Origin of the sequence: Comamonas sp., assembly GCF_036643215.1 — a bacterium.
In the GTDB taxonomy this organism is placed as follows: Bacteria; Pseudomonadota; Gammaproteobacteria; order Burkholderiales; family Burkholderiaceae_C; genus Comamonas.
Window position 1 is genome coordinate 1 of the sequence record NZ_JAVXSJ010000046.1, and the last position, 14,574, is coordinate 14,574.

The 14,574-nt window shown below is 61.2% G+C and carries 13 protein-coding genes; 11 read left to right on the forward strand and 2 right to left on the reverse strand.

Annotation, left to right across the window (positions count from 1 at the left end; genetic code table 11):
- The coding region (locus tag RSF91_RS18435; RefSeq protein ID WP_332569781.1) for an AmpG family muropeptide MFS transporter at positions 1-1,126 on the reverse strand (1,126 nt) is incomplete at its 3' end.
- A gap of 102 nt (positions 1,127-1,228) precedes the next feature.
- On the opposite strand from RSF91_RS18435, the gene RSF91_RS18440 reads away from it, so the two are divergent.
- From RSF91_RS18440 to RSF91_RS18455, 4 genes are all read left to right on the forward strand, one after another.
- A complete protein-coding gene (locus RSF91_RS18440; protein WP_332569782.1) occupies positions 1,229-1,924 on the forward strand; it encodes an AraC family transcriptional regulator in 696 nt (231 codons plus the stop codon).
- Positions 1,925-1,993: 69 nt separating this feature from the next.
- The gene (locus RSF91_RS18445; protein WP_332569783.1) at positions 1,994-2,911 is read left to right on the forward strand and encodes a DMT family transporter; all 918 of its coding nucleotides are present in this window, start codon (positions 1,994-1,996) and stop codon (positions 2,909-2,911) included.
- 37 nt (positions 2,912-2,948) lie between these two features.
- The gene (locus RSF91_RS18450; protein ID WP_442878892.1) at positions 2,949-3,782 is read left to right on the forward strand and encodes a M48 family metallopeptidase; all 834 of its coding nucleotides are present in this window, start codon (positions 2,949-2,951) and stop codon (positions 3,780-3,782) included.
- 75 nt (positions 3,783-3,857) lie between these two features.
- The gene (locus RSF91_RS18455; RefSeq protein ID WP_332569784.1) at positions 3,858-5,534 is read left to right on the forward strand and encodes an acyl-CoA dehydrogenase family protein; all 1,677 of its coding nucleotides are present in this window, start codon (positions 3,858-3,860) and stop codon (positions 5,532-5,534) included.
- A gap of 6 nt (positions 5,535-5,540) precedes the next feature.
- On the opposite strand, the gene RSF91_RS18460 is transcribed toward RSF91_RS18455, so the two are convergent.
- Positions 5,541-6,443 carry a helix-turn-helix transcriptional regulator gene (locus tag RSF91_RS18460; protein ID WP_332569785.1) on the reverse strand — a complete coding sequence of 301 codons (903 nt, stop codon included), beginning with the start codon at positions 6,441-6,443 and terminating at the stop codon, positions 5,541-5,543.
- Positions 6,444-6,657: 214 nt separating this feature from the next.
- On the opposite strand from RSF91_RS18460, the gene RSF91_RS18465 reads away from it, so the two are divergent.
- From RSF91_RS18465 to RSF91_RS18495, 7 genes are all read left to right on the forward strand, one after another.
- On the forward strand, positions 6,658-8,220 hold the full coding sequence (locus tag RSF91_RS18465) for a 3,4-dehydroadipyl-CoA semialdehyde dehydrogenase (protein ID WP_332569786.1): 1,563 nt from the start codon (positions 6,658-6,660) through the stop codon (positions 8,218-8,220).
- Between the two features lie 2 nt (positions 8,221-8,222).
- A complete protein-coding gene (locus tag RSF91_RS18470; protein ID WP_332569787.1) occupies positions 8,223-9,785 on the forward strand; it encodes a benzoate-CoA ligase family protein in 1,563 nt (520 codons plus the stop codon).
- Between the two features lie 188 nt (positions 9,786-9,973).
- On the forward strand, positions 9,974-11,146 hold the full coding sequence (locus RSF91_RS18475) for an ABC transporter substrate-binding protein (RefSeq protein WP_332569788.1): 1,173 nt from the start codon (positions 9,974-9,976) through the stop codon (positions 11,144-11,146).
- A 69-nt stretch (positions 11,147-11,215) separates the two neighbouring features.
- Positions 11,216-12,088: a branched-chain amino acid ABC transporter permease gene (locus tag RSF91_RS18480; RefSeq protein ID WP_332569789.1), complete on the forward strand. Its 873-nt coding sequence runs from the start codon at positions 11,216-11,218 to the stop codon at positions 12,086-12,088.
- A 2-nt stretch (positions 12,089-12,090) separates the two neighbouring features.
- On the forward strand, positions 12,091-13,173 hold the full coding sequence (locus tag RSF91_RS18485; RefSeq protein WP_332569790.1) for a branched-chain amino acid ABC transporter permease: 1,083 nt from the start codon (positions 12,091-12,093) through the stop codon (positions 13,171-13,173).
- Positions 13,166-13,927 (forward strand): ABC transporter ATP-binding protein, encoded by a 762-nt coding sequence (locus RSF91_RS18490; RefSeq protein ID WP_332569791.1) that lies wholly within the window; start codon positions 13,166-13,168, stop codon positions 13,925-13,927. Before RSF91_RS18485 ends, RSF91_RS18490 begins: the two co-directional genes overlap by 8 nt.
- A 43-nt stretch (positions 13,928-13,970) precedes the next feature.
- Positions 13,971-14,574: ABC transporter ATP-binding protein (locus tag RSF91_RS18495; protein ID WP_332569793.1), on the forward strand; the 604-nt coding region annotated here is incomplete at its 3' end.

The window sequence follows — 14,574 nt, forward strand, 5'->3', positions numbered from 1 at the left end:
CAATACCACCCGCCAGGTTGTCTGCACTGACCACCCAGACCAGTGCCGATACATCATGGCCACGGGTGGCCAGCCAGGCAAACAGCAGATTGGTACCAGCCGACAGCACCGCGCCCAGCATCAGCACACGCATCACGCCCCAGCGCACGGCCATGGTGCCGCCGACAAAACCGCCCACCAGCGTCATGATGACGCCAAACACCTTGGTCACAGCGGCCACTTCTTCCTTGGTGTAACCCATGTCCACATAGAAAGGGTTGGCCATGATGCCCATGACCACGTCACTTACGCGATACAGGCCAATCAGCGCCAGCAGCAGCAGCGCCTGCCAGCGGTAGCGGCCAATAAAGTCAGCAAACGGCGCAATCAGCGCACCTTGAATCCATTCCGATGCATTGCGCGCAGGGGCCATGGGACGGGCCTCAGGCTCTGGCGAGAGCAGCACCGTAATCATGCCCACCAGCATGCTGGCCGCCATGGCCGTATAGGCTACATGCCAGGCCTGCACCACATAGCCCTGCACATCGCCCTGCACCTTGGAGGCAACCCACAGCACACCCGCACCGGCCCAGATCATGGCCAGGCGATAACCGGTCTGGTAGGTGGCGGCCAGCGCGGCCTGATCGTCCACCTTGGCAGACTCGATGCGGTAGGCATCAAGGGCAATGTCTTGCGTAGCCGAACCAAAGGCCACCAGCACCGCGCAGATCACCAGCGGCTGCAAAGCCTGCTTGGGGTCCACAAAAGACATGCCCAGCAGTCCCGCAACAATCAGCAACTGCGAGAACAGCAGCCAGCTGCGGCGCCGGCCCAGCAGTCTTGTCGCGACCGGCAGGGGCAGCCTGTCCACCAGGGGTGACCAGACCCACTTGAAGGCGTAAGCCAACCCAACCCAGCTCAAGAAGCCAATCGTACTGCGGTCAATACCGGCCTCACGCAGCCAGAAGCTCAAAGTACCTAGCACCAGCAGCAGCGGCAGCCCGGCCGAGAAGCCCAAAGCCAGCATGCGCAAGCTGGTGGGCTGGGCATAGACCTTGAGGGCCTGGCCCCAGCTGCGCTTGGGCTCTGGCGTTGCCGTGGGGGTGATATCGGAGAGTTTGCTGCTTGTTTTGGTCGACTCGGTCATGGTCTGATTCTTTAAGGCTGTGGGCATTATCGGTTGCCTGTGTGCAGGGGCAGACGCTACCATCTGCGAGCCTGCCCCCTCTTCTGTAAGCAAGATTTACCTATGAGCCGTGACACCGCATCCCTGCGACCTGTGCTTGATCAAGCACAGGCCTCGGTGCGTAGCTATCACGGCGAGCATCAGGCCCATGCTCACGGCTATGCGCAAATTCTGTTTGCACTGCAAGGCCGCATGGAGCTGGAGGTAGCTGGCAGGCCCAGCTTTGTCGACAGCGCCTGCGGCATGGTCATCCCTGCGGGCACCGACCACGGTTATCTGGCCCAGCCACAAACGCAGGTACTGGTGATTGATGCCCCCATGGCGCATGGGCTCGATAAGCTGCGCCGCTTTGCCGTGCCGCCGCCGCTGCGCTATCCCCAGTCCAGCCTGTCTGCAGCTGCCCAAATGGCGCTGGTGCTGCAGGCCCGCACGCTGCTGCAACGCCGCGGGCTGGACTTGCAATGCTTGCAATACCAGGTGCAGGCCACATTGCATGAAAACTGGCCCACTGCGCGACTGGCAGCCTTGATGCATTTGAGCGTGGCCCAGTTCCATGCCCGCTTTGTAGAACTGACAGGCCACACACCGCAAAACTGGCTGCGCGGCCTGCGCCTTGATGCGGCAGTGCAGCAACTCAAGCAAGGCGCTGCGCTGGAGGCCACGGCTCTGCGCTGCGGCTATGCATCGGCCAGCGCACTGGCCTACGCCCTGCGGCGCGAACGTGGCGTGACGTCTCGCCAGCTGCGTGAGCAGCGCTGACTCCGCCCCCATCACCACAAGCGTTCTTCGATAGTTACCACGCTTGCTGCGGCGCATGATGACTCTCTCATGTCCTCTCCCACCACTCTTTCTCTCCCCTCCACCACCGCCTCATTAGGGCCTGTGGGCCTGGTGCTGGCCGCCGCCATGCTCTGGGGCACCACGGGCACTGCACAGCACTTTGCACCGGCACAGCTGTCGCCCTATTGGGTCGGTGGGCTGCGCATGGTGATGGCAGCGCTGTTTTTTATCGCACTGGCTTTGGTGATGGACAGAGGCCACCGGCCATCACCCCTGCGCTGGGGCCGCATGGTGTTTTGCGGGCTGTGCATGGCGATCTACAACTTGAGCTTTTTTGCTGGCATCAAAGCCAGCGGCGTGGCGCTGGGCACAGCACTGGCCATTGGCAGCGGCCCCATCTGGGCGGGGCTGATGCAGGCTGTAGTGCAAAAGCGCATGCCCAGCCCGCAGTGGTGGCTGGGAACCTGCATAGGCGTGGGCGGCGGCATTGTCATGGCGCTGGCCACGGCGGACAGGCAACACCTGCCATGGGTGGGCATGGCGCTATGCCTGCTGGCGGGGCTTTCTTATGCGGCCTATGCACTGGTCAATCAGGCGCTGGTCATGCAGGCGCGTGTGGCCACAGTTAACGCCTGGGTGTTTGGCTGCGCCGCGCTGCTGTCGCTGCCGTTTGCCTCATGGCTGGGTGGTCCGCAACAAGTCAGCGCCAGCGGCTGGGCCGTCGTGATCTATCTGGGCATCGTAGCGACAGGTGTGGCCTATCTACTGTTTTCCGTTGGCTTGCGCGGCATGTCTGCAGCCACTGGCGTGGCACTCAGCAAGGCAGAGCCCATTACGGCCTTTGTGCTGTCGCTGCTGATCGTGGGTGAGCGCCCTGCATGGTGGTCAGTGCTTGGCCTGCTGGGCGTGATTGGAGGCCTGTGGCTGGTAGTGCAGGCGGAACGTAAGTCTGCAGAAGCCGTCTGACCTACCGCCTGCTACGGCTCGCATAGACTTGGCCCTTATGCACGCCACCACTTCCCTCCTGCGCCGGTTCGCCACTCGCCACTCGCTGCTGGTGGCCTTTGCCTGCGCCCCGCTGATGCACGCGCCTGCGCAGGCTCAGGTCGATGTAGGCAAGGCATCGGTGATGCGCCAGCTGGTGCCGGCAGAAACGCTTGAAAACTCCGCCACGCAGCAGTACCAGGAGCTGCTACAGCAAGCCAAGGCCAAAGGAGCACTCGCAGACGGCAACAACGCCCAGTTGCAGCGCATTCGCGCCATTGCACAGCGTCTCATCCCATACGCTGCGCAGTGGAACCCACGCGCCAGCCAATGGAAGTGGGAGGTCAACCTGATCGCCAGCAAACAGATCAATGCGTTTTGCATGCCCGGCGGCAAGATTGCCTTCTACACCGGCATCATCGACCAACTCAAGCTGACGGACGATGAAATCGCCATGATCATGGGCCATGAAATGGCACATGCGCTGCGCGAGCATTCGCGCGAGCAACTGGCCAAAAATCAGGCCACCAGCATTGGCATATCACTGGGTGCGCAGCTACTGGGTCTGGGCGATATTGGCAGCACAGCAGCGCGCCTTGGCGGGCAGTTACTCAGCCTCAAGTTCAGCCGTAACGATGAAAGCGATGCCGACCTGGTGGGCCTTGAGCTGGCTGCCCGCGCAGGCTACAACCCGCAGGCCGCCGTGAGCCTGTGGCGCAAGATGGGTGAAGCCACGGGCGAAGGCGGCATAGGCTTTCTCTCCACCCATCCCACGGGCCCCAGCCGCATTCGCCAGCTTGAAGGCAATGTGCCGCGCGTCATGGGCCTGTACGAGCAGGCGCGTAAGCGATAAGCGCAGCGCTGAAAACCCGCTTTCCCCTGCGCATGCAGTCGCTCTATAGTGGTTTGTTGCCACCGGAGGTTCTGCATGCAAGCCCTGGATACCCATGACGTTTTCAATCAGGTTGATGAGCTGACCGACATCAATCTGCTTCAGTCCGATATGGCCTTGCAAGAAACCCTGCAACGAAAGCAGGCGCAGGCCTTTACGCCAGCACTAGACCGCTTTGCGCAGCAGCTTGGCCAGAAGGCCAATTGGGAGCATGCCGAGCTAGCCAACCGCCACACCCCAGAGCTGCAGCGCTTTGACGCACGCGGTCGCGTGCTGGATGCCGTGGAATTCCACCCCAGCTGGCACAACCTGATGGCGCTGTACCGCGAACAAGGCCTGATCTCGCTGCCGTTTGAGAGCGCAGTGAAAGGCCGCTGGAGCGCATGGGCCGCAGGCTTTTATCTGCATGGGCAGGTTGAGCAAGGCACGCTATGCCCCGCCACCATGACCACAGCAGCCATCCCTGTGCTGCAAAAAGAACCGCAGCTCTGGAGCCAGTTGCAGGCCCAGCTTTACAGCCATGAATACGATGCGCGTGATGCACCTTTGAGCCAGAAAAAATCCATCTGGATAGGCATGGGCATGACAGAAAAACAGGGCGGCTCTGACGTACGCGCCAACACCACGGTAGCCCGCCCGGTGCATGAAGGCGGGCGCGGTGGCGAATATCTGCTGCGCGGCCACAAATGGTTTTTCTCGGCCCCCATGTGCGATGCCCACCTGGTTGTGGCGCGCATGGCTGCGCCCAATGGCGATCCAGGCGGCCACGCCTGCTTTTTTGTGCCGCGCTGGCGGCCTGATGGCAGCAAGAACCCGGTGCGTATTCAGCGCCTCAAAGACAAGGTGGGCAACCGCAGCAACTCCAGCTCCGAGGTAGAACTACAAGACGCCTGGGGCATTCTCATGGGTGAGGAAGGCAGAGGCATTCCCACCATCATCGAGATGGCCAGTTACACGCGGCTGAACTGCGTGCTGGGCAGCGCAGCCATTTTGCGCACCGCCGCCGTGCAATCGATTGCCTATGCACGACAGCGTTCGGCCTTCGGGAAAATCCTCTCAGATCAGCCTCTGATGCGCTGTGTGCTTGCGGATCTAGCTCTCGAAAGCGAAGCATCCATGCAACTGGGAATGCATCTGGCGCAGGCCTATGAACGCGAGGCCGAAGGCGACCTGCTGGCCCGTGCCTGGAAGCGCATCATGACGCCAGCCGCCAAGTTCTGGGTCTGCAAACGCTCGGTAGAAATCACAGGCGAAGCCATGGAGGTTTTTGGCGGCAACGGCTATGTGCAGGAAAGCATTGTGTCGCGCCTGTTCCGCGAAGCGCCGGTCAACTCCATCTGGGAAGGATCGGGCAATGTGATGTGCCTTGATGTGCTGCGCGCCATGGGCCGCGAGCCTGAAGCCACACGCCTGCTGCTGCAGGACCTCCTCAACATGGCTGCAGGGGAACCCACGCTGACGCGGCTGGCTCAGTCGCTGGCCCAACGTCTGTCTGCCGCGCCAGAGGCGCTGGAGCCGCAGGCTCGCAGACTGGTGCAAGACCTGGCTCTGCTAGCTCAGGCCTGCCTGCTGCGCAAACATGCGCCCGGCTATATGGCCGATGGCTTTATCCACACCCGCTTGGGCGAGCAAAGCGGGGCCATGGTGGTTGGGGCCTTCAACCCGGCAGCACTCGATCTCTCGGCGATATTGCAGCGCGCGCTTCCCGTCTGAAACGCGTTACTGCACCACCAGAGACTTCAGCTGTTTAAAGCTTTGCTGCAGGCTCTTGCCACTGGTATCAAGCAGATGGTCGGCTTTGGAATAAAAGGCCGCGCGCCCCTGCAGAATGCGGCGCAAATCGTCCATGGCCTCAGGGTTGGCGGCCATGGGGCGCGTGTCACCCTGCTCCACCACACGGCTCATATGCTCCTCGGGCTGAGCCTGCAACCACACGGTGGTGCAGTGGCTGAGCAGCTCGTTGAAGGTCGCAGGATCTGACACGATGCCGCCCGGGGTGGCGATCACCACATCGCTGTAAATCTGCACGGCTTCTTCAAGCGCACGGCGCTCATAGCGTCGATAAGCGCCAGCCCCGTAGAGGTCATAAATCTCGCGCACGCTGCAGCCAGCTACGCGCTCAATTTCCTGGTTCAACTCCAGAAATGGCACGTTCAGCTGATCGGCCAGCATGCGGCCCAGCGTGGACTTGCCTGCACCGCGCAAACCGATCAATGCAATGCGGGTGCCGCGATGCGGATCACCGCTGGGTGCCGTACCCAGAATCTCGCCCGCCGCCAGCCGCACGCGCTGCAAATCGGCTTCGCTGCGGCCTTCCAGTAGTTCGCGCAGCAGCAGCCATTCGGCGCTGGAGGTGGTCACATCGCCCAGCAACTCGGCCATGCTGCAGCGCAGTGCCTGTGCAATTTGCTGCAGCACAAGGATGGAGACATTGCCCGTGCCGTATTCAAGATTGGCCAGGTGGCGCTCCGACACCTCGGCGGCAGACGCCAGCCCACGGCGCGTCAAACCACGGCTGGCACGCAGATTGCGCACCCGCTCACCCAGCGCCTGCAGCAGCGCACTCTTGCCTGCTTCGGCCTCTTGCATATCCAGTTCTGGTGCCGTCACTAACTGATCCATAAAGCTCCTCAGAGGGGGTGAATGATAAACAGTCGGGGTTAACGCCATACATGCAATATATTGCTTGACACTGAATTGTCCCGTATTTATCTTTTGAATGCACGCACAATATTGCATGTTTCATCGAAGACTAGATGCAGCTCAAAGCCGCACTTCAGGAGACACCTATGGCCGCCCTCACGATCCGCACATTTGCCACCCAAGGGGTCAGCAAATGACCGAGCTACTTGCCAACCATGTTGCCGGGCGCTGGCAAACCGGCACTGGACCGGGCAGCCGATTGCTGGACCCGATTCTGGGCACCGAGCTGGTTCGCGTCGATGCCACCGGGCTTAACCTGCACGCGGCCTTTGCCTTTGCTCGTGACTCCGGCGGAAAGGCTCTGCGGGCCATGAGCTACGCCCAGCGCGCCCAGTTGCTGGCAGATATTGCGGCCGTACTGCAAACCCACCGCGATGCGTATTACGAAATCTCCACCGCCAACAGCGGAACGGTGAAGAACGACACTGCCGTCGATGTGGATGGCGGAATCTATACGCTGGGCCAGTACGCCAAGTGGGGCGCAGCGCTAGGCCATGCCAAGCACCTGAGCGATGGCGCAGCCGTGGCGCTGGCCAAAGAGGGGGCGTTTCAGTCCCAGCATATTCAGGTGCCCACGCGCGGCGTGGCGCTGTTCATCAACGCCTTCAATTTCCCCGGTTGGGGGCTGTGGGAAAAAGCGGCTCCAGCCCTGCTCTCGGGCGTTCCCGTCATCATCAAACCCGCCACGACTACAGCCTGGCTCACGCAGCGCATGGTCAAGGATGTGATCGATGCGGGCGTGCTGCCACCGGGTGCGCTGTCCATCATCTGCGGCAGCGCTGCCGGGTTGATGGATCAGCTTCAGCCCATGGATGTGTTGTCGTTCACCGGCTCAGCCGACACCGCAGCCACCATTCGCAGCCACAACGCCATCACCCGCCATTCGGTACGCTGCAACATCGAAGCCGATAGCCTGAACAGCGCACTGCTGCTGCCTGGCCACGCCGCAGGCAGCGAAGCCGTGACCCTGCTTGCCCGTGAAGTGGCCCGTGAAATGACCGTCAAATCAGGGCAGAAATGCACGGCCATACGGCGCATTCTGGTGCCGCAAAATCTGTATGACGAAGTGGCTCAGGCCATCTCCGCGCAGCTTGCCAAAGTCACCGTGGGCAACCCGCGCAATGAGGCCGTACGCATGGGATCGCTCGTCAGCCGTTCGCAGTACGACACCGTGCAGCAAGGGCTGAGCCAGTTGCTGGCCCACACCAACGCGCTGTATGACGGCAGAGCCAATGCACTGGTCGATGCCAACCCTACGATTGCCGCCTGCGCCCAGCCCGTGCTGCTGGGCACTGAAGACCCCGACGGCTGCGCGCTGGTGCATGACATGGAAATTTTTGGCCCTGTGGCTACGCTTATGCCCTACCGTGACCTGGAGCACGGTCTGGCGCTTGCACATCGGGGTCAGGGTTCGCTGGTCTGCTCGCTGTATGGCGAAGATGCGGCGGCACTGGCCACAGCCAGCACCGACCTAGCCGCCAGCCACGGCCGCGTGCATGTGGTCACGCCGAATGTCGCCAAGCTGCATACGGGCCACGGCAATGTCATGCCCCAGTCCATGCATGGCGGGCCGGGCCGCGCCGGTGGCGGTGCCGAGCTGGGCGGCTTACGGGCACTGGATTTTTACCACCGCAAAAGCGCCATGCAGGCCGCACCCAGCGTGCTGCAGGCACTGGGTGCAACGACGGGAGCCTGACCATGATTGATTTCAGCCAGCCCTTCAATTTCGCCCAGCATCTGTTCGATCTCAATCAGGACCGCGCTGACAAGATTGCATATACCGATGATCAAGGCACGCTCAGCTATGCGCAGCTGCAGGAACAAGCCAGCCGCATCGCCCATGGCCTGCTGGCTGCAGGCATTCACCGCGAAGAGCGCGTGCTGCTGGTCATGCACGATATGCGCGAGTGGGTCATCTCGTTTTTAGGAGCTATGTACGCAGGCGTGGTGCCTGTTGCGGTCAATACCTTGCTCACACCGGCTGACTATGCCTACATGCTTGAGCACTGCCGCGCGCAGGCCATTCTGACCAATGGCGCGCTGGTTCCCGCAGTGCAGCAGGCACTCAACCAAGCACAACACGAAGTCAACCACATCTGGGTCACCAGACCTGAAGAAGCGCCGCAGGGGCTGCCCCCCGCATTCGAGCCCATGCAGCCCTGGCTGGCGCAGCAAACGCCCTTGCCCCATGCGGCAAGAACCATGGGGGACGACCCCGGCTTCTGGCTGTATTCATCAGGCTCCACAGGAAAACCCAAGGGCGCTGTTCATACCCACGCCAACCCGTACTGGACAGCCGAGCTGTATGGGAAACCGGTACTGGGCTTGGACGAAAACGATGTCTGCTTTTCTGCCGCCAAACTCTACTTTGCCTACGGCCTTGGCAACGCACTGACCTTCCCTTTAAGCGTGGGTGCAAGCGTAGCTCTGATGGCTGAACGCCCCACGCCCGAGGCCGTTTTTGCACGCTGGACGCAGCACCAGCCCACGGTGTTTTTTGGCGCACCCACTGGCTTTGCAGGTATGCTGGCTCACCCAGCCTTACCAGCGCGCGAGCAAGTCAGCCTGCGCATGTGTTCATCAGCAGGCGAAGCCTTGCCCGCCGAGATTGCGCAGCGCTTCAAGACCCACTTTGGCGCAGACATTGTGGATGGCATTGGCTCCACCGAGATGCTGCATATCTTTCTCTCCAACCGGCCTGACGACATACGCTACGGCAGCACCGGAAAGCCTGTTCCTGGCTATGCGGTAGAGCTGCGCGGTGAAGACGGAAAGCCCGTGGCCGATGGCGAGATTGGCGATCTTTTCATCAAAGGCCCCAGCGCCGCGCTGATGTACTGGGCCAACCGCGACAAGACGCGCGACACCTTTCAGGGCGCATGGCTCAAGAGCGGCGACAAATATGTGCGCGACGCCGATGGCTACTACACCTACGCGGGCCGCAGCGACGACATGCTCAAGGTCAGCGGCATCTATGTCTCTCCCTTCGAGGTGGAGTCCACGCTGCAGCTGCACCCCGCCGTGCTGGAGGCTGCAGTCATCGGTGTGACCGATGCCCAAGGCTTGACCAAGACCAAATCCTATGTGGTCTGCAAACCCGGTCACAGCACCAGCGAGGCAGAGCTCAAGGCCTTCGTCAAAGACCGGCTGGCGGCCTACAAATATCCACGCTTTATCGAGTTTGTCGACGAACTTCCCAAGACCGCGACCGGGAAAATTCAGCGCTTTCGTTTGCGCGAATTGGAATCAAAACCGCACTGAGCCTTTACCCATCAAGCGGATACAGCTATGAAAACAGGAATTTACCGACTAGGGCAAGCGCTGGTTTTGCTTTAAACCTAAAGTTGTTAGAGTGCGCACGTGCATGCGTTTGAGCAAGCCACCCGCCAGTCAGAACCGGTGATTCAAGAGTACCCAGGCATTCGTCAATCAACCAGCAGGAGACAAGCATGAGCAAGCAATGGGCAACATGGAGCAAAGCCACAGCAATCGCACTGGCCGCCGCCGCAAGCTGCGGCAGTGTCATGGCGCAGGAAAAGATCAAAGTCGGCTTCATGCTGCCCTTCAGCGGCACTTATGCAGCACTGGGCGTGGCGATTGAAAACGGCTTTCGCATGCAGGTGGCCGAGCAAGGCGGAAAACTGGGTGGACGTGAGATCGAGTACTTCAAGGTCGACGACGAATCCGACCCCGCCAAGGCCACCGATAACGTCAACCGCCTGATCAAACGCGACAAGGTCGACGTGATCGTCGGCACCGTGCACTCGGGCGTAGCCATGGCCATGGCCAAGGCTGCCAAGGAAAGCGGCACCGTACTCATCGTGCCCAATGCGGGGGCCGATGCCGTCACCGGCCCCATGTGCGCGCCCAATATCTTCCGCAGCTCCTTCACCAACTGGCAGACTGCCTACCCCATGGGCGTGGTCGCCGCCAAGGAGGGCAAGAAAAACGCCATGACCCTGACCTGGAAGTACGCAGCCGGTGAAGAGGCCGTCAACGGCTTCAAGGAAGGATTTGAAAAGAATGGCGGCAAGGTCAGCAAGCAGCTGACGCTGCCCTTCCCGAACGTCGAATTCCAGGCCCTTCTGACCGAAATTGCAGCGGCCAAACCCGATGCCGTGTTCTCCTTCTTCGCCGGTGCCGGCGCGGTGAAATTCGTCAAGGACTATCACGCATCCGGCCTGTCCAAGACCATTCCGCTCTACGGTCCCGGCTTCCTGACCGACGGCACGCTGGAGGCCCAGGGCGAGGCCGCACAAGGCATGCTGACCACGCTGCACTATGCGGACGAGCTGGGCACGCCTCGCGACAAGACTTTCCGCACCAATTACGCCAAGAGCTACAAGCTGCAGCCCGACGTGTATGCCGTGCAAGGCTATGACGCAGCGCAGATGCTGGCCGTGGGTCTGAAGGCTGCCGGTGGCGACATCACCAAGAAGGACGCCTTCCGCACCGCCATCGAAAAAGCCACGATTGCCAGCCCACGCGGTGACTTCACACTGAGCAAGGCACACAACCCCGTGCAGGACATCTATCTGCGCAAGGTCGATGGCAAGGAGAACAAGAAGATCGGCATTGCCGTCAAGGGCCTTGCAGACCCTGCACGCGGCTGCCGCATGTAAGACCAACGCATGGCCCGTGAAACCGGGCCATGTGCGCTTTAACCGACCTCCTCCTGGACAAGGATTGCTGTGGATCTCGCCACCTTTTTGGTGCAGTGCCTGAACTCGATTCAGTACGGGCTGCTGCTGTTTCTGCTGGCCTCAGGCCTGACCTTGATCTTCGGCATCATGGGCGTGATCAATCTCGCCCATGGCAGCTTCTACATGATTGGCGCCTATGTGGCGTTTGCGCTGTCGCCTTATCTGGGCCAGCATTTCATCACCATGTTGCTGGTGGGCGTGCTCATCACCGTGGTGCTCGGCTACGCACTGGAATGGGCGTTTTTCAGCTTTCTCTACGAGCGCGACCACCTGCAGCAAGTGCTGATGACCTATGGCCTGATTCTGGTGTTTGAAGGCCTGCGCGCCATCCTGGTGGGCAACGATGTGCATGGCGTGGAAAAGCCTGCGTGGCTGGCTGGCAGCTTTCCGCTGATGGGCATGATGCAGTACCCCTGGTACAACGTTTTTGCCGCCGTGGCTTGTCTGCTTGTGGCGCTGCTGATGTACTACACCGTCAACCGCACGCGGCTGGGAATGATGATCCGCGCCGGTGCCAGCAACCGCGACATGGTTCGTGGTCTGGGCATCAATATCAAGCGCCTGTACCGCATCGTTTTCGCCGTTGGCGTCGCCCTCGCAGCGCTGGCCGGAATGATTGCCGCGCCCATGAGTTCGGTCTATCCGAACATGGGCTCCAGCGTGCTCATCATCTGCTTTGTGGTCGTCGTGATCGGCGGCATAGGCTCCATTACTGGTGCACTGATTGCCTCGCTGCTGGTGGGCTTTGTCGATACCTTTGGCAAGGTGTTTTTTCAGGAACTCAGCGGCATGAGCATCTACCTGCTGATGGCCGTCATCCTCGTCTGGCGACCCGAAGGTCTTATGGGTAAACGGAGCTGAACATGAGCAACCCGCTACCCCACACCAACCAAGCCTATGCCGAGGCACCTGCGGTAACCAGCCAGAGCCGCCCTATTCGCGCCAAAAGCGTGTGGGTGGGGGTTGTGCTGCCACTGGCCTGTGCCGCGCTGCTGGCGGCCGCTCAGCCCTTCTGGTCGGCCTATCTGTCCGATCTGGTCGTCAAGATCATGATTCTCTCCATCTTCGCGCTGAGCCTGCACATTTTGGTGGGCGGCGCGGGGCTGGTGAGTCTGGGCCACGCCGCCTACTTTGGCCTGGGCGCTTATGCGGCTGTAAAAGCTGCGGGGCCAGATGGCAGCAACTTTCTCGTCATGCTGGGCGCAGCTGTTGGCGCATCAGGGCTGTATGCACTGGTGGTCGGCGCGCTCAGCCTGCGCACCAAGGGCGTGTACTTCATCATGGTCACGCTGGCGTTTGCACAGCTGGCGTTTTTTGTAGTGCATGACGTGGGCTACTTTGGCGGCAGCGACGGCATCTACCTCATGCAGCGCCCAGCCATTGGCGCGCTGGACATGGAAAGCAGCAGCACCCAGTACTTCGTGGTGCTGGCCGCGCTGGTGCTGGTCTACGCCTTCATCGCCATGCTGCGCCACTCGCGCTTTGGTCATGCCTTGTCAGGCATTCGCGTCAACGAGCAGCGCATGCGCGCCGCTGGTTTTGCGACCTACGGCTACAAGCTCGCGGGCTTTGTGATTGCGGGTGCTCTGGCTGGACTTGCAGGCTTTCTGCTGGCTGCACGCGACGCCGTGGTCAACCCAGAACTGCTGGCCTGGCACCACTCTGGCGAGGTCTTGCTGATGCTGATTCTGGGCGGCGTGGGCTCGCTGCGCGGTGCGGTGCTGGGCACCATTACCTTTGTGCTGCTCAAGGAGCTGCTGAGCACACACGCCCTCATGGGCAATGCGGCCGACCACTGGCAGCTGACACTGGGCATCGCCATCATCGTGCTCGTCGCCTTGCTGCCCAAGGGGTTGGTAGGCATCAACGATAAATGGCAAAAAAAGTCTGTAGTGCAGACAGATAAAGCGCAAGCAGCTACCAATCAAGGAGCAAACCATGAGTGATGCTCCCAAGCTTTCCGTACGCGGCCTGACGCGGCGCTTTGGTGGTCTGGTGGCCGTCAATGAGGTGAATCTGGAACTGCATCAGGGTGAGGTCCATGCCGTCATCGGCACCAACGGCGCGGGCAAATCCACGCTGATCAATATGCTCTCTGGCGAGATAGCGGTTAGCAGCGGCAGCATTGCGCTGGAAGGCCATGACGTCACACGCATGCCCCAGCCCCTGCGCGCCAAGGCGGGCATTGGCCGCAGCTACCAGCGCACCACCATCTTCCCGGAGTTCACGGTACTGGAAAACTGCCGCCTGACCGCACAGGCGCAGGCCCAGCCACGCCCCTGGCGCATCTGGGAATCTGCCCAGCATTGCGCCGCCAGCATGGAGCGCGCGCAATCGGCACTCATACGCGCAGGTCTGGCGCAACATGCGCAGCGCATTGCAGGCAGCCTGAGCCATGGAGCCAAGCGCCAATTAGAAGTCGCCATGTGCCTTGCCACCGCACCGCGCGTGCTGCTGCTGGATGAGCCGCTGGCCGGCATGGGTGCAGAAGAAACCGAACGCATGCTGGTGCTGCTGCAGGAGCTGAAAAAAGCCCACGCCGTGCTGCTGGTGGAACACGATATGGATGCCGTGTTTCGCATCGCAGATCGCATCACCGTGATGGTCAATGGCAGCGTGGTGGCCACCGGCACCCCAGACCAGATTCGCACAGACCCCGTGGTACGCACCGCCTATCTGGGAGAGGAAGAACATGCTTGAAACACTCGCCGAAAAGCATGTGACCGCATCCAATACGCAAGCCATGTTCAGCCTGCAGGAGGTGCACAGTTTTTATGGTGACAGCCATATCCTGCACGGCATCTCGCTGGAGCTGCCACAAGGCCAGGCCGTGGGCCTGCTGGGACGCAACGGCATGGGCAAGACCACCTTGATCCGCACGCTGATGGGCTATGTTCCTGCTCGCTCCGGCAGGGTGTTTGCCGGCGGCAGAGAGGTGACGAATTCCGCCCCCGAAAAAATGGCCCGTCTCGGCATTGGCTATGTTCCGGAGGGACGCGGCGTGTTCCCCAATCTCTCCGTCAAGGAGAACCTGCTGATGAGTGCCAGGGCTGGCCTGGACGGCCGTAGGAACTGGACCTATGAGCGCGTGCTCGAGACCTTTCCACGCCTCAAGGAACGCTTGTCCAACGGCGGCGATCAGCTCTCGGGCGGCGAGCAGCAAATGGTGTCGATCGGTCGCGCACTGATGACCAATCCGCAGCTAATGATTCTCGACGAGGCCACCGAAGGTCTGGCCCCGCTGGTGGTGGCCGAGATCTGGCGCGTGATTGCCGAAATTCGCGCCACCGGTATCTCCACCTTGATCGTGGACCGCGACTATAAAAAAGTACTGGCCCACACCGATT